Annotated in this window: 15 protein-coding genes; 7 read left to right on the forward strand and 8 right to left on the reverse strand. The window is 66.0% G+C overall.

Annotation, left to right across the window (positions count from 1 at the left end; translation table 11 throughout):
- Positions 1-69: 69 nt before the first annotated feature.
- The 6 genes from H3H55_RS36245 to H3H55_RS36270 form a co-directional block, all read right to left on the reverse strand.
- Complete coding sequence (locus H3H55_RS36245; RefSeq protein WP_193102929.1) at positions 70-1,149, reverse strand: ABC transporter ATP-binding protein; 1,080 nt, start codon at positions 1,147-1,149, stop codon at positions 70-72.
- A 31-nt stretch (positions 1,150-1,180) separates the two neighbouring features.
- Entirely contained in the window at positions 1,181-2,326 is a 1,146-nt protein-coding gene (gene dgoD / locus H3H55_RS36250) for a galactonate dehydratase (RefSeq protein ID WP_193102930.1), read from the reverse strand.
- Complete coding sequence (locus H3H55_RS36255) at positions 2,323-3,108, reverse strand: SDR family NAD(P)-dependent oxidoreductase (RefSeq protein ID WP_193102931.1); 786 nt, start codon at positions 3,106-3,108, stop codon at positions 2,323-2,325. The genes dgoD and H3H55_RS36255 overlap by 4 nt, the downstream gene beginning before the upstream one ends.
- Positions 3,109-3,112: 4 nt before the next feature.
- Positions 3,113-4,015, reverse strand: coding sequence for a carbohydrate ABC transporter permease (locus H3H55_RS36260; protein ID WP_193102932.1), 903 nt, complete (start codon positions 4,013-4,015; stop codon positions 3,113-3,115).
- Positions 4,012-4,881, reverse strand: a complete 870-nt coding sequence (locus tag H3H55_RS36265; RefSeq protein ID WP_011349624.1) for a carbohydrate ABC transporter permease — start codon at positions 4,879-4,881, stop codon at positions 4,012-4,014. Before H3H55_RS36265 ends, H3H55_RS36260 begins: the two co-directional genes overlap by 4 nt.
- Positions 4,882-4,951: 70 nt before the next feature.
- Complete coding sequence (locus H3H55_RS36270; protein ID WP_193102933.1) at positions 4,952-6,187, reverse strand: ABC transporter substrate-binding protein; 1,236 nt, start codon at positions 6,185-6,187, stop codon at positions 4,952-4,954.
- Between the two features lie 328 nt (positions 6,188-6,515).
- Here H3H55_RS36270 and H3H55_RS36275 point away from each other — a divergent pair, with 328 nt between their 5' ends.
- The gene (locus H3H55_RS36275) at positions 6,516-7,277 is read left to right on the forward strand and encodes a 2-keto-4-pentenoate hydratase (RefSeq protein ID WP_129517906.1); all 762 of its coding nucleotides are present in this window, start codon (positions 6,516-6,518) and stop codon (positions 7,275-7,277) included.
- A 27-nt stretch (positions 7,278-7,304) separates the two neighbouring features.
- Here the strand turns inward: H3H55_RS36275 and H3H55_RS36280 are convergent, their stop codons facing one another.
- A complete protein-coding gene (locus tag H3H55_RS36280; RefSeq protein WP_193102934.1) occupies positions 7,305-8,222 on the reverse strand; it encodes a DMT family transporter in 918 nt (305 codons plus the stop codon).
- Between the two features lie 234 nt (positions 8,223-8,456).
- Here H3H55_RS36280 and H3H55_RS36285 point away from each other — a divergent pair, with 234 nt between their 5' ends.
- The 6 genes from H3H55_RS36285 (at position 8,457) to H3H55_RS36310 (ending at position 16,839) form a co-directional block, all read left to right on the forward strand.
- Entirely contained in the window at positions 8,457-9,011 is a 555-nt protein-coding gene (locus H3H55_RS36285; protein ID WP_193102935.1) for a GNAT family N-acetyltransferase, read from the forward strand.
- A gap of 140 nt (positions 9,012-9,151) precedes the next feature.
- Positions 9,152-10,564, forward strand: coding sequence for a 3-deoxy-D-arabino-heptulosonate 7-phosphate synthase (locus H3H55_RS36290; RefSeq protein ID WP_193102936.1), 1,413 nt, complete (start codon positions 9,152-9,154; stop codon positions 10,562-10,564).
- 116 nt (positions 10,565-10,680) lie between these two features.
- Positions 10,681-12,852, forward strand: coding sequence for a hypothetical protein (locus tag H3H55_RS36295; protein WP_193102937.1), 2,172 nt, complete (start codon positions 10,681-10,683; stop codon positions 12,850-12,852).
- A 7-nt stretch (positions 12,853-12,859) separates the two neighbouring features.
- Positions 12,860-13,567: a DUF3142 domain-containing protein gene (locus H3H55_RS36300; RefSeq protein ID WP_193102938.1), complete on the forward strand. Its 708-nt coding sequence runs from the start codon at positions 12,860-12,862 to the stop codon at positions 13,565-13,567.
- 321 nt (positions 13,568-13,888) lie between these two features.
- A complete protein-coding gene (locus tag H3H55_RS36305; RefSeq protein WP_193102939.1) occupies positions 13,889-15,697 on the forward strand; it encodes a hybrid sensor histidine kinase/response regulator in 1,809 nt (602 codons plus the stop codon).
- A 500-nt stretch (positions 15,698-16,197) separates the two neighbouring features.
- The gene (locus tag H3H55_RS36310; RefSeq protein ID WP_193102940.1) at positions 16,198-16,839 is read left to right on the forward strand and encodes a response regulator; all 642 of its coding nucleotides are present in this window, start codon (positions 16,198-16,200) and stop codon (positions 16,837-16,839) included.
- A gap of 273 nt (positions 16,840-17,112) precedes the next feature.
- Here H3H55_RS36310 and H3H55_RS36315 read toward each other — a convergent pair whose 3' ends face one another.
- Positions 17,113-18,264: a nitrous oxide reductase family maturation protein NosD gene (locus tag H3H55_RS36315; protein ID WP_413464008.1), complete on the reverse strand. Its 1,152-nt coding sequence runs from the start codon at positions 18,262-18,264 to the stop codon at positions 17,113-17,115.
- Positions 18,265-18,401: the final 137 nt, after the last annotated feature.

The raw sequence follows: 18,401 nt of genomic DNA on the forward strand, positions 1-18,401 counted from the left end.
AATTCTGTTCTATGCATGCGTTCGGCCGCCCGCCGGTGCGGCGGGCGGACCCTGCCGGCCAGGCCGGACTCAGAGCGCGCGACCCGCGTCGTCGAAGAAGTGCGCGTGGCGCATGTCGATGCGCACGCCGACCGGCTGCCCCGAAACGACCGCGTAAGCGTCGCGGTTCTGCCGCACCGACAGCGGCCGGTCGTGGCCCGCGAGCTCGACATAGACGATCGTCGCGTCGCCCAGATGCTCGGCATGCGTGACACGACCGTCGAGGCCCGTGCCGGGCGCGCCAACCGCGATGTTCTCGGGCCGGATGCCGAGCTGCAGCGAGCCCGACGGCCACGCGCGCGACGCGCCGGGCGTCGCCGCGAGCGAGCCGCCCGGCACGTCGTAGCGCGGCGCGTCCGCGCCGCCGTGCGCGCGGCACGGCAGGAAGTTCATCGACGGCGAGCCGAGGAACGACGCGACGAAGTGGTTCGCCGGCTGCTCGTACAGCGACAGCGGCGAGCCGACCTGCTCGATGCGCCCGCCGTTGAACACCGCGATGCGGTCGCCGAGCGTCATCGCCTCGACCTGGTCGTGCGTCACGTAGATCATCGTGCTGCCCAACTCGCGATGCAGCCGCGCGAGTTCGAGCCGCATCCCGCCGCGCAGCGCCGCGTCGAGGTTCGACAACGGCTCGTCGAACAGGAACACGCCCGGCTTGCGCACGATCGCGCGGCCGATCGCGACGCGCTGCCGCTGGCCGCCCGACAGCGCCTTCGGCTTGCGCTCGAGCAGCGCGGACAACCGCAGCGCCTCGGCCGCCTGCCCGACGCGCGTGCGCGTCTCGGCCGCGTCGACACCCGCGAGCTTCAGCCCGAACGCCATGTTCTCGAACACCGTCATGTGCGGATACAGCGCGTAGTTCTGAAACACCATCGCGAGCCCGCGCTTCGCGGCCGGCACGTCGTTGACGCGGCGGCCGTCGATCAGCAGGTCGCCCGACGTGATCTCCTCGAGCCCCGCCAGCATCCGCAACATCGTCGACTTGCCGCAGCCCGACGGCCCGACGAACACCATGAATTCGCCATCCTCGATATCGAGGCTGACGTCCTTGATCACGTCCGCGCCGTCGTCGTAGCGCTTGCGGATCTGTTTGAGCGACACACTTGCCATGATTGGGTTTCTCCTCGTCCGTTTCCGTCGCTCACCATTCGGCGACCGAACCATCCTCGCGGCGCCACACCGGGTTGCGCCAGCGGTGCCCCGTCGCGGCGGCTGCCCTCACTTTCTCCTCGTCGATCTCGACGCCGAGCCCCGGCGCATCCGGGCGCCCCACGTAACCGGCGTCGAACGCGAACGGAATGCCGCGCGTGTACGCGTACATCGCGTTGTCGTCGTGATAGGCCACATTGGTCGACTGCTCCTGAATGAACGCGTTCGGCGTGCAGAAATCGATCTGCAGCGATGCCGCGAGCGTCAGGGGCCCGAGCGGGCAATGCGGTGCGACCGCGACGTCGTACGCCTCGGCCATCGCCGCGATCTTGCGCAGCTCCCAGATGCCGCCCGTATGGCTCACGTCGGGCTGCACGATGTCGACGACGCCTTCCTGCAGCAACTCCTTGAACTGCCAGCGCGTGAACAGCCGTTCGCCCGTTGCGAGCGGCACCGCGCAATCGCGCGCGACTTCGCGCAACGCGTCGTTGTGCTCGGGCAGCAGCAGTTCCTCGTAGAACATCGGGTCGAACGGCGCTAGCGCCCTCGCAAGCGCCTTCGCGACCGGGCGGCGCACGCGACCGTGGAAGTCGATGCCGAGCCCGACTTCCTTGCCGATCGCGTCGCGCACCGTGCCGAAGCGTGCGACCGCGCGATCGATCGCCGCCGGCGATTCGATCCAGTCGGTCGCGTTGACGACGCCCATCTTCAGCGCCGTGTAGCCGGCCTCGACGAGTTGCCGCGCATTCGCGGCCATCTCGTCGGGCTTGTCGCCCTTCACGTGCGCATAGACGCGCGCCTTGTCGCGCACGGGGCCGCCGAGCAGGTCATAGACCGGCACGCCGAGCGCGCGCGCCTTGATGTCCCACAGCGCCTGCTCGATGCCCGAGATCGCGCTCGTCAGGATCGGGCCGCCGCGATAGAAGCCGCCGCGGTACATGACCTGGAACAGGTCCTCGATGTGGCGCGGATCGCGGCCGATCAGGTAGTCGGCGAGTTCGTGCACGGCGGCCGCGGTCGTGGCCGCGCGCCCTTCGACGATCGGCTCGCCCCAGCCGGCCAGGCCTTCGTCGGTGCTGACCTTCACGAACTGCCAGCGCGGCGCGACCGCGAATGTTTCGATTTCGGTGATCTTCATGTGGAGGAACGGGTGCGGTTGAACAGCAGTGCCGACATGCCGTTGTCGGCGACGAGATCCGCGCCGGCGATGCCGGTCGCCGCGTCCGACAGCAGGAACGCGGCGATCCGGCCGATATCGGCCGGCTCGTTGATGCGCTGCGCGGGATGCAGCGCGCGATAGGCGTCGAGCAGCGCGGGATCGCGCTCGAGCGCCGCGCCGATCGGCGCGTTCAGCGTGAAGCCGGGGCTCAGCGTGTTGACGCGGATGCGCTGCGGCGCGAGGCTCATCGCCATCGCGCGCGACATCGCGACGATGCCGCCCTTGGTCGCCGCGTACATCTCGAAGCCCGGCACGCTCGCGCCCGCATGATTCGACGCGATGTTGACGATCGCGCCGCCGCCCGCACGCGCGATGCGCGGCGCCGCGAGCTGCGCGCACTGGAACATCGAGCGCAGGTTGGTGCGGTACAGGCGATCGCAGTCGTCGAGCGAGAACGCGTCGAACGGGCCGTGCAGCGTGATGCCCGCGTTGTTCACAAGCCCGTCGAGCCGGCCGTGATGCGCGTCGACGCGCTCGAACAGCGCGGCGACGCTCGCCGGGTCGGCGACGTCGGTCTCGACGAACAGCGCGTCGCGGCTGCCGAGCCGTTCGCGCACGGCGTCGGCGCGCGCGGCGTTCTTTTCCGCGACGACGACCCGCGCGCCGCATGACGCGAGCACCTCGACGATGCCGAGGCCGATGCCGTCGCCGCCGCCCGTGACGACGACCACGCGGCCGTCGAGCGATTCGAATGGATTCATGATTTCACCCCTTGACCGCGCCGGCCGTGATGCCCGCGACGATCCTGCGCTGGAGCAGGAAGAACAGCACGAGTAGCGGCAGCGTGCCCATCACGGCCGCCGGGAACAGCTTGGTCGGATCGATGTCGTTGGTGCCGATGAAGCGGAACACCGCGACCGTGATCGTGAACTTCGACGAGTCGGTCAGGAACAGCAGCGGATAGACGAGGTCGTTCCACACCGACAGCGTGACGAACATCGCGAGCGTGCCCGTGATCGGCCGCAGCAGCGGCAGCACGATGTACCAGTACACCTGCAGCGGGCTGCAGCCGTCCATCACCGCGGCTTCTTCCAGCTCGAGCGGAATCCGCTTCAGGAAGCTCGTGTAGAAGAACACGCCGAGCGGCAGGCTCTGCACGGTGTACGCGAGCACGACGCCGAGATACGTATTGAGCAGGTGCAGGTCGCGGAACAGCACGTAGAGCGGCGTCAGGCTGACGAACATCGGGATCGTCAGGCCGAGCGTCAGCACGATGTAGACCGCGGTCGACAGCCGGCCCTTCACGCGCGCCAGCGGATAGGCCGCGAGCGACGACAGCAGCGCGACGAGCAGCGTGACCGCGAGCGTGATGCCGATCGTGTTCGCGACGCTGCGCCAGTAGTTCATCTGCGTGAACACGGCCGCGTAGTTGCCGAAGAACACGTGGTCGGGCAACCCGAGCGGGCGCGCGATGATGTCGTCGCCGGTGCGCAGCGACATCAGCACCATGTAGATCGTCGGCAGCAGCACGATCGCGACGATCGCGATCGCGGCCACCAGCCGCGCGAACCCCGGCATGCGGCGCAGCAGCGTGCCCGCGCGCAGCCCGCCGCCCGACGTGCCGGCAGCCGGACGGTCCGCATGAAAGCGTTGACGGATGACGTTCACAGGTTGTCCTCCCGGCGGCGCAGGATCGTGTTCTGGGTGGTGGCGACCACCACGACGATCGCGAGCATGATCATCGACAGCGCACTCGCGAAGCCGAACTTGTAGTCGTTGAACAGGCTGTGGAAGATCTGCAGCCCGAGCGTGGTCGTCGCGCCGTCCGGCCCGCCGTTGGTCAGCACGAGCGGCAGCTCGAAGGTCTTCAGCGTGCCGATCGTGCTCAGCGTGATGTTCACGGTGAAGGCCGGCGCGAGCAGCGGCAGGTCGATGCGCGTGAAGCGCACCCATGCGTTCGCGCCGTCGAGCTTCGCCGCGTCGTGCAGCTCCGACGGAATGTTCAGGTAGCCGGCGAGGAAGATCGCCGTCGAATAACCGACGTACATCCACACATGCACGGCCGTGACGGCCGGCAGCGTGACCGACGGATCGCCGAGCCACACCTGCTGCAGCGCGTCGAGATGCACGAGATGCAGCAGCTCGTTGATGCCGCCGCCGAGCGGCGAGTACAGGTATTCCCATACGAACCCGGCGATCACCGCCGAGAACATGCTCGGCACCAGCAGCCCGACGCGCAACGCGCCGCGCAGCCGCGGCAGCGAGAACAGCAGCGCCGCGAACAGCAGCCCGAGCCCGTTCTGCACGATCACGACGATCGCCGCGTACGCGAACGTGACGACGAGCGTATGCAGGCTCGCCGGATCGCGAAACGCCGCCGCATAGTTCGCGAGCCCGATCCAGTGCGCGTCGCCCACGCCGGAAAAATCCGTCAGGCTCATCCGCGCGGCCTTGAACAGCGGGTACAGGCTCAGCAGCGCGTACAGCGCGAGCGCCGGAACGGCGCACCACAGCAAGGTCCGGTTGCGCTTCATCGCGCACCTCCTTCGTCGAATCGTGCCGCGCGACCTCGCGCGGCACGGCACATGTCAGCGGAGCGGCGGTTCATCGCGCGGCCGCATCCCAGCGGGCGAGCAGCTTCGCCGGGTCCTGCCCGATGTCGAGGAAATACGCGGACATCGAATTCCAGATCGCCGTGAACAGCGAGCCGGCCCACACGCCCTTCGGATACAGCACGACGTGCCCGTTCTTCTGCGCGGCCGCGTACGGCTGCGCCTGCGGCGGCATCGCGTCGGTGCCGCCCTCGAACGGGCTGAACGCGGCTTCCGCGTCGAGGAACTGACGATCGTTGTCGGGGCGCGCCCAGAACGCGAGCCACTTCTTCGCGGCGTCGGCCTGGTGCGACGCCGCGTTGACCGCCCACGCGGTGCCGAGCATGTCGAGCGCGACCGGCCCGTTGCCGGGCACGAGCGCGGGCAGCGGCGCGAACTGGAACGCGAGCCCCTTGGTCGCGCTGAACTTCGCGATATTCCACGCGCCCTGCGGCATCATCGCGACGCGGCCGGCCTGGAACTCGGTGAGCCCTGTGCTCCACGCGCTCACGCCATTGTTCAGGCGCGGCACGAAGCACTTCGCGTCCGCGAGGACCTTCAGCGCGGCCATCGACTGCTTGAACGCCGGATCGGCCGCGAAGCGTGTGCTGCCCGCGCCGACGAACGATTCGGCACGTGCATCCGCGTCGCCGCCGCCTGCCGCCAGCCCGGACGCGATCACGAGCGCCGCCGGTGCCCAGCCTTCCTTCGCGGGCAGCAGCATCGGCGTGATGCCGGCCGCCGCCAGCTTCCCGCACGCGGCCTTCAACTGGTCGACGTCGGTCGGCACCGTCGCAACGCCCGCGCGCTTGAACAGGTCGAGGTTCGCGAACAGGCCGATGCCGACCAGCTCCATCGGCAACATGTAGGTCTTCCCGCCGATCTGCGTGTGGCCGCGCACGCCGCGCCAGATCGTCGGCACCCACTTCTCGCCGCTCAGGTCCAGCAGCTGATGCGCGCCCTGCCACTGCCGCATCAGCTCGCGGTCGACCATCAGCACGTCGGGCCCGTTGCCGCCCTGCAGCCGCGACGACACGACCGTCGTCGTGTCGTTGCGCGACATGTATTCGAACTTGACCTTGATGTCGGGGTTTTCCTTCTCGAACTTTGCGATCAGCGCCGCCATGTTGGCGGGCTCGGCACCGCCGCCCTTCCAGCCCGTCACGTCGAGCGTGACCGGCGCGGCGCACACCTGCGCCGCCAGCACTGAAAGGACTGCGAAAGTTGCCGCTCGAAGCCTGTTGAACATCTGCTGTCTCCACGTTGTTGTTGAATCGTTGCGCACGGCCAGTGACATGCGGCGTGCGGCCGTGTTCCGTCGCGCTGGAAGCCCGCGTTTCCCGTCGTTCGATTCATTTGGGAAAGCGTTTTCCCTATTGTGTCGTACAACGTGCCCGGCTTGCAAGCGCCGGGGTGAATCGATCGTCTAGGGGATATCCCGGGGGCGTGCCGTGGCGGGCGCGAGCCGCCCATGCGCGACCGGATCGAGCGATCATCGTGCCGAAGGCGCTATCATCGAATGTGCGACTTTCGTCCGGCCCTTTTTTGCCGGCTCACCTTCAACTCGCTCAACCGACATGACAACGACTACCGAACGCGTGGACGGCGCCGCCCAGCATCTCGTCGCCGCCCGCCATGCCGGCTCGCCCGGCCCGCTGTTGCCCGATGCACTGCGTCCCGAGGACGTCGACACCGCGCTCGCGATCCAGCAGCGCGTTGCCGACCTGCTCGGCGAACCCGTCGGCGGATGGAAATGCGCGCTGCCGCCGCCCGATCGCGTGATCCTCGCGCCGATCTTCGCGTCGACGATCCGCGAAGCCGATGCGCCGTACCGCGTCGTCGGCGGGCCGATCGTGCGGATCGAACCGGAAATCGCCTTCGTGCTCGATCGCGACCTGCCCGCGCGCGAGCAGCCGTACGACGAGCAGGACGTGCGCGACGCGATCCGCGAAGTGCGCATCGTGCTCGAGGTGCTCGGCTGCCGCTACGCGGAGCCGGCGCGCGCGTCGAAATTCGAGCTGCTGGCCGATGGACAGTTCAACCAGGGGCTGTGCGTCGGCCCGGTCGTGCACGACGGGCTCAACGTGCCGCTCGCGACGCTGGCGCTGTCGTTCGAAGGCGCACTGAACCGCGCGATCGACGGCCGCCATCCGGACGGCGATCCGCTGAAGCCGCTGGTGTGGCTCGTCAATTTCCTCGCGTCGCGCGGCGATGCCGTGCGCGCCGGTCAGATCGTCACGACGGGCTCGTACGCGGGCGCGATCGACGTGCCGCTCGGCGATGCGCTGACGGTCCGCTTCGGCGAGCTCGGCAGTCTGTCGGTGACGTTGACGGCGTGATGCGCGCGGCCCGCTTCGTTATCGCCGTCAGGTGCGTTGCTGCCCGGCCTTGCGTGACGGCAGCGTCATCGCGGCCACGCCCGCGACCACACATCCGAGCCCCAGCCACGCCGACACCGACAGCGACTCGCCGAGCAGCACGATGCTGATGCCGACGCCGATCGGAACCCGCAGATAGGCTTGCGCTGTCGTGCCGACCGAGCCGAGCGTCTGGACCAGCCGGAAGTAGATGACGAACGCCAGCGCCGTCGAGAAGACCGCGAGCGCCGTCAGCGCCAGCAGCGATTGCCACGACGGATGAAGCGTCCACGGTCGGTCGACGACGATGCTGGCGGGCACCAGCACGATCGCGCCGACCATGAGCGAGCCGGCAGCCGGCGCCGCCGGCGACAACCCGTTGAACGACCGCCCGTAGATGGCCGCGCCCGCGTAGCAGACGGTCGCCGCGACGATCGCCAGTTGCGGGACGAGTTGCCGGCCGAGTCCGTCGAACGCGCTGACGCCGACCACCAGCGAGATGCCGACCAGCCCCGCGACGACGCCGAACAGCTTCCGCGACGTCAGTGGTTCGTGGCGGGTGATCAGCCAGGTGCCGACAAACGCGAGCACGGGCGACGCGGAATTGAGGATCGTCGCGAGACCGGCTTCAACCGAACGTTCGGCCCACGCGATCAGCGTGAACGGAACGACGCTGTTCAACAGCGCCTGCACGACGAAGCGACGCCAGACCGCGAGGTCGCGCGGCATCGGAATGCGCCGGATGCGCATCCACAGCAGCAGCACCGAGCCCGCGATCAAGGTCCTCGCGGCGATCAGCGTCAGCGGCGGAATCGTTGCGACGCCGATCCGGATGAACGTGTAGGACGCCCCCCATAACGTCGAGAGCGTCAGGAGCAAGAGCAGATCGGCGACGGCGGGATGGCTGCGGGGCACGGCTGGCTGCATGTCGGGTCGCTCGCGTTCGCGGTCCGTGGCGAGATTGGGATCGGCCCGGTTCACTTCGGGTCGCATGAGCGGATTATGTCGGCGGCCGGGCGTGAACGCTTCAGCGCGATGCGAAATATGGATTGCCGTGTGATCGGCCGCACCTGACGGATGCCGGCTTCGTTCGGCGGTTCATATATCCTTGGCTGACGTGACGTTCAGGATGAACCGCGGCAACGAAAACGGAGTGATTCAATGGGTGAAACGACCGGCGCGATCAAGGGCCCCGCCCGCTACCGAGCAGCGAACGAACACGACGTCGACGCACTCGTTCAACTGGTCAATGCAGCGTACCGCCCGACTGCAACCGCGGCCGGATGGACGCACGAAGCGGCGATCATCGAAGGCCCGCGGATTACGTCGTCCCAGCTCGTCGATACGTTGCAGGCACCGGATTCCGTATTGCTGGTCGCGGAGGTGGAAGGACGCATTGCCGGCTGCATCGAAGTCAAGGCAACCGGAGACGCGGCCTACATCGGTACGCTGGCCGTATCGCCGGCCATGCAGGACCACGGACTCGGGAAAGCATTGCTGAACGAGGCCGAGCAATTCGCCCGCCGGCACTGGAACATCGGGAAGGCTGTCATGGTCGTCCTGTCGGTGCGTCACGAACTGATCGACTTCTATTTGCGCCGCGGTTACACGCGAACCGGCGAGTTGATGCGCTACCCGTTCGACGCCGGCGTCGGCATGCCGCGAGACGAAAACCTGACGATCGAGACATTGACCAAGGACTTTGCGCGCGACTGATGTTGCATGCGATCGCGTCCCGCGCCGCCGCAACCCCATCGCCATCGGCTCGACCCGATCCGTCGTGATAACGTTGCACATCATCGCGCGACCCGGCCCGAACCCCGGGCATGCGAATCGCGCTCACCCCGATAACCGACATGTCGCTGACACCGCTTCCTGCCCTGCTCGACGAAACGCTGCGCACCGTCCCGCGCCGTTACCGCCTGCCGCCGCTCGACAGCACGTCGTCGCTGACCGATGCCACGAACCCGGCCACCGTCCTGGCGACGACGATCGAGGAAGCGCGCCGCATGCGCGGCGACGGCCAGTCTCCCGGCGCGGAATTGCAGCAGCGCTTCGTCGATGCACTCGCGCGGATGATCCGCGACGCCGTGGATACGCGATCCGGCGATCCCGCGTTTCAGGCCGCGGTGCTGCGGCACGATGCACCGAGCGTGCGCGAATACGCGTCGCTGTCCGCGCACGCCGATCAGGACCGGCGCGCGCTGCACTCGGCCGTCAACGCGATCGCGCACCCGGCCAAGCTCGAGCGCAGCGCGCAGGCGTGGCAACGCGACGGGCTCGCGCGGCTGCATGCGGCCGCCACTTCCGCGTCGTGGGCCGATCTTCATGCAACGCTGCAGGCGTTGCTCGCGCTGCCCGACATGGCAACTGACGCCGCGTTCGAGCAGGACATCGTCAAGCTGAAAGACAGCCCCGCGCTCGAACGCATGCTGCGCGTCGACGCGCTGGCATCGGACGAACACGTCCGCCGATACCGCGCGTTATGGGTTCGCCAGGGTCCGCTCGAAGGCAGCACGATCGCCGTCGCGCAGGGTGCGGCTTCGCAGCAGCGCGGCGCGGCTGTCGAAGCGTTGGCTGCGCAGGTGCTCGAGGCACTGGCCGGCAGGCTCGACGCGGTGGACGAGCGGCGCACGTACCGCGTGGTCACGTCGATGCGCGTGCCGTCGTCGATACCGGGCCGGCACGACCGCGCAAAAACCGAATGGGACGCGATCCTGCTCGAACGCCCGCGCGGCGACGAAGCGGCGCCCATCTGGAACGTTCGTTTCCTCGTCGAGGCGAAAGCGTCCGCGGATGCCGCGACGACCGATTTGCCGCGCCTGCTGCGCGGCCTGAACCTGCTCGCGCAGGCCGACCCGGACACGGTCTATTCGTTCGAGACGCACCAGGGCACGGTGCGCGTGCACGGCGCATCGCTCCATGCATTGACGACCGACGACGCGGCGCTGCACCGGGAAGTGCTCTATTGCTGCGACGCGTCCGCCGACGCGACGCCGCGCTTGCTGGGTGCCGCGAGCCGGATGCAGCTGCTGTCGGCGTCCGCGAGCCTCGAATACGCGAGCGCGCTTGCGCAGCAGCCGGACGCGGATCCGGGCGGCCTCGGCGTCATCTGGCACGCGCTGCTGACGCTGCCGCAATGGCATGCGGTGCTGCATCAATATCCGTCGTTGCGGCAGGTCCGCGAACTGATGGTGGCGATCGACGACTTGCGCGCGGCGATCGGCGATGCGGATGAAGGCGGCGTCGCAAGCAGCGTGTGCGCGTGACGCGCAAGCCGGGCCGCCGCACGACGGCAACGCGCCGCCCGTGAGGTACGATACGCGCCGGGGCACGGCGCCCCCTGAGAGACCCGGCCATCGCGGCCCCAACCAGCATAAGAAAAATGCCTAAAACCCCGTTGCTGCACCGAAACCTGTTCGCCGCGCTGGCGGCCAGCCTGCTCTGGATTCCCGGCGCCCACGCCAGCTCGGACGACAGTTGCAACGTGCCGGCCACGCTCCGGCAAAACACCTACTCGTGCGGCAACGTGCCGATGCTGAGCCCCGCCAACGACACGCGCGTCAACGCGATGCTGCTGATGGTCGATAGCGGCAAGATCGCGCAGGTGTTCCCGGACCCGAAGACCATCCCGGCGAAAGACCGGATCAACCAGATCATCGTGCCGTTCCCGATGGACTTTTCCGGGTGGATCGACATCGGCCAGAAGCAGCCCGACAAGACCGGCGCCGCGTCGGACGCCGATGCGCCGTCGAATCAGTACGCCGACGGCGAAGGCAGCATCTGCCGCAGCATGACCGCCGGCACCGACGCGTTCAACGACGCACTGGACGCCGCCGGGGGCATCCCCGCCGACGAAGCCACGCGCTTGAGCACGGCACGCGCCGACATCGCGCACAAGACCTGCCCCGCGGGCGGCGCGAGCGCCGCATGGACGCGGCCCGCGGTCAAGTCGCCGCTCGGTCAGCAGTTCGCCGCCTACCTCGACGGCACGAACGCGTTCTACCGCGCCGACTTCACCACCGCGACCAAGGCATTCGCGAACGCATCGCACAGCGCGAACCCGTGGCTGAAGGAAACCGGCCTCTATATGGCCGGACGCGCGCAGTTGAACGCCGCGCAGGCCAATGTGTTCGACAACGACAACCCGACGCCGTCGCGCGCGCGCGTGGCGAAGGTCTCGCTCGACGCGGCGAACACGGTGTTTCGTACCTACCTGAAGGTGTATCCGCAAGGGCGTTATGCGGTGTCCGCGACGGGGCTGCTGCGACGCGTCGCGTGGCTCGGCGGGAACGTCACGCAACAGGCCGACCTGTACGGCAATGCGCTCGCCCGCTGGTCGCCGAAAACCTCGAACGTGCCGCTGATGCAACTGGCGAACGAACTCGACAGCAAGCTGCTGTTCGGGTCGGAACTCGACGCGCGCCAGATCCAGTCGCCGACCGTGCTCGCGACCGTCGACCTGCTGCGCATGCGCACGTCGAACAGCAGCGACACGAGCCGCGACAAGCCGCTGACGCTCGACGAGTTGCAGGCGCAGAAGCCGCGCTTCGCGAGCACGCCCGCGCTCCACGACTATCTGCTCGCGACCTGGTATGTCCAGATCGGGCACAAGCCCGACGCAGCCCTCGAATTGCTGCCGCAGACACCCGCCGCGCCGCTCGACTACTTCGGCCTGAGCCAGCAGGCGCTGCGCGCGTTCGCGCTGGAGGATAGCGGCCAGACCGACAAGGCCCGCCAGCTGTGGCGCGACCTGATCCCGCTCGCGAAATTCCGCTTCCAGCGCGAGGCGCTGGAACTCGCGCTCGCGATCAACCTGGAACAGGCCGGCCTCGTCAACGACGTGTTCGCCGACGATTCGCTCGTGCAGAACGCCGCGATCCGTGCGGTCCTGCTGCAGCGTTCGGCCAACGCGGACCTGCTGCGCGCGCAGGCACAGAACCAGGCAACCGGCGGCGCGCTGCGCGACACCGCGCTGTACACGCTGCTGTACAAGGAGCTCACGCGCTCGCACTACGCCGAGTTCATCGCCGATGCCGCGCTGGTATCCGGCACGCCTGCCGATCCGTTGAAACCGTTCACCGCGCCCGGCGCCAAGAACGAGGACGGCTACGCGTGCCTGTCCGCGCACGACATCGCTACCGCACTCCAGCAGAATCCCGGCGATGCGAAAGGCTTGAACTGTCTCGCCGATTTCGTGCGCCTGCATCCGCCCGCGTTCGGCCTCGAAAGCGATCCGGTGCCGCCGTGGATGCGCAACGCGTCGTCGGCGAGCACCACGCGCATCCCGCCGACGCTCGGCGCTTCGCCGTCGCAGTTCGCGGGCAAACCGTACGAGCGGATGTCGAGCTACGTGACGGTGATGGCCGATGCGCAGGCGAACCCGAACGACCGCGCATATGCGTTCTACCGCGCGATCAAGTGCTATGCGCCGACGGGCAGCAACGAATGCGGCGGCAAGGACGTGCCGAAGAACACCCGCAAGCGCTGGTACGACACGCTGAAGGCCACCTATCCGGGCAGCCCGTGGGCGCAGAAACTCCGCTACTACTGGTAAGCGCGGCATGACGCGTATCGTGTGCGTCGCGCTGCTGCTGGCCGGACGCGTCGCGCTGGCCGGCACGGTCGATGCGTCACGGTACGACGCGTTCTGGCTGTGGGCGGGCGTGAAGCCGCAGGCGGTCGTGCATGGCGCACGCACCCTCTACGTGCTGCAAGGGCAGATCGAGGCGTCGCCGCGCGACGAATCGCAGGTGCGTGTCATCGCGCAGGGCGTCGCACTGCCGCCCGCGCCGAATGCGCGCGTCTGGCTCGTCTATCGTGCGCATACGCTGCGCTGGACGCCCCGCGTCACGGCGATCATGCTCGCGCAACTCCAGCGCTGGCGCGCGTCGGGCCGCACGATCACCGGCATCCAGATCGACTTCGATGCGCGTACGCGCCATCTGCAGGACTACCTCGAATTCCTGCGGACGCTGCGCGCGACCTTGCCCGCCGATTGCCGGCTGAGCATCACCGGGCTGCTCGACTGGAGCAGCCGCATCGATACCGACCAGGTCAACCAGCTCAGGGGCATCGTCGACGAGGTCATCGTGCAGACCTACCAGGGGCGCAGCACGATCCCCGACTATGCCGCCTACCTGCCGCGCGTCGCGCGGCTCCAACTGCCGTTTCGCATCGGCGTGATCCAGGGCGGCGAGTGGGACGCACCGCCCTACCTCGCGACGAATCCGTGGTTCCGCGGCTACGTCGTGTTCCTGCGCAACGACTGACCGGCGGAAACCCGGCAACGGCGATCACGCTCGCGATCGGAAAGTACAGAAATACAAATCCGAGAGAGACCTTGATGCGCGGCTCGACCAGTACAACAATGAACGAGAGCATCAGGGGCGCTGGTTTTGTGACACGACGCCGATGCGTACTGTCCTCGATTCGCTCGAACGCGCCAAGGAGAAACGCATCCCCCATTGATGACTCGTTCTTTGTCGGCCCGACTCCCTGTCAGATCGAGTCCCGGCTAAAAGTGGCCGCGTGCGTTGATGATCTTCCGAAGCCGCATATTCGTATCGAATCCGGATTGGCGAGAACGATTAATGAATACGACGACACAATTCAACGACACAATTGCATCCGAACAACTCAAGATCGTATACGGCATTGTCGAGCTCAGTGTCACCGGAGGCACGCTGCTTGCGGTGGTGCTCGCCGTTTCGCTTCACCGCCTCGGGCAACTCGATCTTGTAATCGGTCCTGCGTGGGTTCTATACATCGGGGTATGTTCGGGTGGTCACATCATACTTTCCCGCCTGTACAAGAAATCGGCATCATCCGTCAGCAGGTGGCCATATTGGGCCACGTGGTTCACCGCCTTCAGTCTCGCTGCGGGAATGGGATGGGGATGGTCATCGATTCGCCTGGTAACCGCCGGCGGCTTCGAAATCCAGTATCTCGCTGTTATCGCCACGCTCGGCGTCGTAGCAGGTTCCGTCCCGGTCTTCAGTGCATATTTCCCCGCGTTCCTGGCGTTTCTTTTGCCTGCGACCCTCCCTTATGTCGCCGCCGCCGCCCTCTCGCAGAACCATGTGCAACAAGCAACCGCGCCCATGATGTCGCTGTTTGTCTGCGTGATCGGCTACCTCGGCATCCTCGCCAACCGGACGGCAACGCAGAACATCAGATTGAGATATGCGGCGGAAAAGCTGGCTGTCGATCTTCAGGCTCAAAACGATGTCGTTGTCAAACTGGCGGATGACCTGAGAAACCAGAAACAGATCGCGGAAGAGGCCAATCTCGCGAAGTCCCGCTTTCTCGCAGCAGCCAGTCACGACCTGCGCCAGCCATCGCACGCCCTTGGACTGTTGGTCGGCGCGCTTCGTGGCATCCCGATGAACCCGGACGGAAAACTCCTCGTCGAGCAGATCGAATTTTCCACCGCGGCCCTCGACAAGCTCTTCGCCGCCCTGCTCGACATTTCCAAGCTCGATGCGGGTGTCGTGGAGGTGCAATACCAGTCATTCGCGATCGACGCGGTTCTCGCTCGAATCTGTCGCGACTACGCGAGCGATGCCTCGGCTAAGGGGCTCGCGCTTTCCCGTGTTCCCACTCATGCAGTCGTGTATTCGGATCCGATACTGGTCGAGCGGATCGTGCGCAACCTGGTGTCCAATGCGGTGCGCTATACCGACGCCGGGAAAATCGTCGTGGGATGCCGGCTCCGCGGCACACATATCGCCGTTCAGGTATGGGACACGGGGCGCGGCATCCCGCACGACTTGCTCGACCTCGTGTTCCAGGAGTACTACCAGATCGGCAATTCCGAGCGAGATCGCGAACAAGGACTCGGGCTCGGTCTGGCAATCGTTCGACGCCTGGCCGACCTCCTTGGATGCAAGCCGGCCGTGCGCTCGGAGCCTGGTCGCGGGTCATGCTTCGAGATTGCGATCGAACGCTCGGACCGTGTGCCAATGCCGCTCGAGATCCCCGTCGGTGAAGGTCACGACACGTCATCCACGGCTGGGCTCGTGGTGGTTGTCGATGATGAACAACCCATACGTGACGCGATGTCGAAACTACTGAAGATGTGGGGATACGCAGTCGTTTCGGCCGGCTCGGGAGACGAGACCATCGCGAGCCTCTCGACTTGCGCCAGGCGGCCTGACCTGCTGGTCTGCGATTTCCGCCTGCGTGGCGGCGAGAACGGCATCACCGTGATCGAAAGAGTCCGCATGGAATACAACCAGAACATTCCAGCCATGCTGATCAGTGGCGATACGGCCGCCGACCGATTGACCGATGCGCACGCAAGCGGAATTGTTTTACTTCACAAACCGATTTCACACGGCAAGCTGAGAGCGGCAATCGGCAACCTCATCGCAACCGGATCGGACAGTGCGGATGACTAGAGCGTGCCGCTCTTCTATCTCATGTTCCAGTACGCTCGCGACGTCCTTGCAATAGCCTTGGGGTGAGCCACAAATACGACGTGTCCGGTTCCTGAATTGCGTCACGTCACTCGATAGCAATCGCCATTTATCTCGATTGATGCATGAAAGGGATTAAGGCACCGGTCGGCCAGGCTCATCGCCCGGCAATGTTCTATAGATCAACAGAAACACCGAGCGGCCGTTCTCGACACGCATCCATGTAAGGCGTTCGCCGGACTGCGGCCCTGGTCAAATCGACACCTCCATCGCATTACATACCGTTGCGATCTAGTCTTGCCAATTTCGACGCAACTGTAAATCCGACGTTCGGCGTACGCCCGACCCAAGCGAAACTGAATCAAAGCCTCAGGTCCCACGACATGGAAATTGGACTAAAGTCTTAGGACATGGCATCGCAACGAAATCGGGATGCCTAACGACGATCCCCATCGTAGTCTCTTAGCGCTCGATCCAACCTCGTGAAAATATTGATCGTCGACGACCATCCTGTCTTGCGGGACGGTGTAGCAAAGCTGCTTCAGCTGGGCGGCGACGACACGGTCGTCGTACAAGCAAGCAGCGCCGATGAAGCCATGCGGATGCTCGATCAGCACGTCGATCTGGATGCCGTATTGCTGGACCTGACACTGAAAGGGATGGACGGTCAGGTGGCGATCACCGAGTTCGCGAAGATCCGCCCCGCGTTGCCAATCGTCATTTTCTCCGCGTCTGAGAACCCGCAGGACGTGCGGAACGCGTTCGCGCATGGCGCACTGGGTTATGTGACAAAAACGTCCAGCCTGCACACGTTGATGACGGCCATGAAAATGGTGCTGGAAGGAGAACGCTATGTTCCGCCGATCGTTCTGGACGAACTTGTTTCGCGACACACCGACATCGTTCGAGCGCAGTCGTCGGCACCGATGGACATGCTGCTGACGCAGCGCCAGATCGAAGTACTTCGCTACGTGGCCGCTGGCGTACCCAACAAGGTCATCGCGGACAAGTTGGGCCTGTCGGAAAAAACCGTCAAGGCGCATATCACATCAATATTCAAAGCACTGAACGTGCTCAATCGCACGCAAGCCGCGGTCGCGGGGCGGAAGGCCGGCCTCATTTGACCTGATCGCCGGCATGGTGCCGTGCACAGACTCGGGCTCGCGCCCATGGCCTGCCTGCACCCGGAAATCGGCCGAGCTCGGTGTGCAACCTTGCGACAGCACCGAGACCGGCGCGCCTGTCATCGACGCGAACCCATCGACGGAAACAAGAAACTGGCAGACGTTCCCAACCGCCCGGACGCCCGCAGACGTGGAACAGGAAACCTGGCTGCCAGTCATGAACACGAGCGACAAGCTCTCTGCTTTTGAACCGGACCATTTCCCGGGTCACGGTCACTTCGTCTGCATCAGACTCCAGCGCACCGTCGGCAGCGTTGTAGTCAACGCGCCACCCGCCCAGATCGTCGCGGACGTGGAAGCGCCGACCGGCGACACCAGCGCGACTCCGCCCAGCGTGTTACCCGTTGCGACGACCTGGCTCGCGGTGCATCCGCTCTGCAGCAACGACACTACCGCACCGGCGATTGATGAGAACACATTGCCGGTGACGCTGAACTGGCAGATATTCCCCTCCGCCTGGAATCCCGAATAACCTGAGTTCGACACTCGGTTGTCTTTCACGTCAACCGACGACACGGTTCCCGGCCACGCGCTCAGTCGAATCGCGGCCAGTTGCGTCGGCTGCAGTCCATTGTTCACGTTCGAGTTCTGGATGTTCGACACGGTGTTGTTGCTGACTACGACGTTCGTCGCGTTATACGTGTTCCAGCTGGCCTCCTGCGCAACCAGGATGCCCGACGCTTTCTGCACGCCGTCGACGGTATTGTCCGAGATCGTCACGGCCTGCCCGCCGACCACCGCGATACCGCGCCCCCAGTAGTTGCCCGACACCGAGTTATGGTCGATCAGCACGTTGCTGCTGATGCGGCCGTCGGCCTGGTAGCTGACGACGGCGATCAGGTCGTCGCCGGTGCCAGTCACGGTGTTCCCCTGCACGAGCACGTTGGTCGAACCGTAGGTTGTATGGATGCCGTCGGCCAGCGTCGACCGCACGGTGTTGTTCACGATCGCGACATTGGTGCCGCCATATACGAAGATCCCGGCGCTGGCACCGCCTTGAATTTTCACATCGAGCACTTGAACGCCCGTGCCCGTCACCTCGACTTTGGTCGACTCGCGCGTCACGAGCCGTGTCGTGCCCGTGCCGATCAACGTCACGCCGACGAGTGTCGAACCGCTGCCACTCATCACGATGGTCTGGTCGCCCGGATTCGTGGCGACCAGCGTTGCACCATAGCCCGATATCACGACGTCCGCCTTCGCGACCGTCAACGACCGGCTTACGGAATAACTTCCCGGCGCCAGCACCAGGCGTTGACCCGGCTGCAACGCATCGAACGCTGCCTGCAACGCGTCGGTCTGATCGCCGCCGTTCGCCGTTGGCGCGACGGTCACGACCGGAAGCATCTGCGATTTGCGCGACATGTGTGCTTGCCACGCGCCTCCCGACGTGAAGGCAACGGACGGCGACGAGACGAGCGATGCGGTGCAAATCACGAAGACAGCTAGGTTCGAAACGAATACGTTGAATGACTTATCCATGGTTCCCCTCGCATGCGCGT

It is taken from the genome of Burkholderia sp. Z1 (genome assembly GCF_014893795.1).
GTDB classification, from domain to species: domain Bacteria; phylum Pseudomonadota; class Gammaproteobacteria; order Burkholderiales; family Burkholderiaceae; genus Burkholderia; species Burkholderia theae.